At 65.1% G+C, this 1385-nt stretch carries 2 protein-coding genes; both read left to right on the top strand.

The annotated features are described in order from the left end of the window. Nucleotides 1-320: hypothetical protein (locus AB0C20_RS36155; RefSeq protein WP_357569717.1), on the top strand; the 320-nt coding region annotated here is incomplete at its 5' end. A 49-nt stretch (nucleotides 321-369) separates the two neighbouring features. Continuing rightward, nucleotides 370-1260 (top strand): amino acid permease, encoded by an 891-nt coding sequence (locus AB0C20_RS36160; RefSeq protein ID WP_357569718.1) that lies wholly within the window; start codon nucleotides 370-372, stop codon nucleotides 1258-1260. Nucleotides 1261-1385 lie beyond the last annotated feature (125 nt).

Consider the following 1385-nt stretch of genomic DNA (forward strand, 5'->3'; position numbering starts at 1 on the left):
GCTTCGCAGTGGATTGGCTGGGAACGGGTCGGCTCCGGGTCCGCACCGAGCAACTGACCGCATTTCTGCGTGGCTACAACGAGATTCGCCCCCTCGATGCGGCCGAGCGGGCATTGCTGCCGGATATCTTCCCGCTGGTCCATATCGCATATGAATTGTCCGAAATGGATTACTTTCTCACGATTCCGCCTCGTCGGCAGGTGAGCGCCGCCCGGATCGCTTACCGTAAACATTTCCTTGGTCGTTCGGTATGGGCCGCATCGGCCGAGGGCAACGCCTTCACGACCATGCTGCGAGGACTCAGCATCGAGTGCTGTTAGGTTGCTCACTGCGGGTCACGGGGGATCGGTGACAACGGAGGAGACGGGTGTGGCTGAGCCGACGCCAACGCAGGATACGGCCGGATCGGTGCGGAACCCCCGATGGGGTGGCCTGCTGCGAACCAAATCGGTCGAACAATCCATCCGGGACACCGACGAGCCCGATTCCAAACTCCGCAAGGACCTGACCGCCTGGGACCTCACCGTTTTCGGTGTGGCGGTGGTGGTCGGCGCGGGCATCTTCACCCTCACCGCGCGCACCGCGGGCAATGTGGCGGGGCCGTCGGTATCGCTGGCCTTCGTCTTCGCCGCCGTGGCCTGCGGGCTCACCGCCCTGTGTTACGCCGAATTCGCTTCCACCGTCCCGGTCGCCGGTAGCGCGTACACCTTCTCCTACGCCACCTTCGGCGAGCTGGCCGCGTGGATCATCGGCTGGGACCTCATCCTCGAATTCGCCCTCGCCGCATCGGTGGTCGCGAAGGGGTCGTCCGCTGCCGTCACGACCGGCGGCCCGCCGGCCAGTGGGGTGTGGCGGGTGCCGCGGGGGTATCCGGGTATGTCACGTGCCAAGGTCCTTTCGACGTTCGATCGGAATCCGACTAGCGGCCGATGCGACCGACGCCGACGACGAACCGATTGTCGGACGTGGCAAACCTGCGGCGACAGCACCGCTCCCGAGGAGCGAACGGCCCGGCGTGCATCAGCGGGTCGAGCACTTGCACTGGGTCTTTCGACCAGGAAAAGCCAACGGGGGGAACGACTTCGGTCGCCGGACAATGGATCCGACGACCGGCCGGGCTCTTCGGCACGATCATCGCACACCGGTGGCGCGGTAGGCGAACCGGTCGCGAAAGGTGATGTTTGCCCGATTTCTGCGCGCCCGGCGGGGGTGGCGAGATCCCGCCGAAGAAATTTTCCTAGGGAAACGAAGGGGTTGTGACCCCGACCAGGCGATCGCGGCCGTTGCCCGGGCCGAGCGGCAGACGTTCCGTGATGCTTCCGACCGGAAGTGAAAAGTATTGCGGAGCAAGGCAACTCGACGAAGGGTTGCGGTGCCGAGTGATG

It is taken from the genome of Micromonospora sp. NPDC048843 (assembly GCF_040649965.1).
Taxonomy (GTDB): domain Bacteria; phylum Actinomycetota; class Actinomycetes; order Mycobacteriales; family Micromonosporaceae; genus Micromonospora; species Micromonospora hortensis.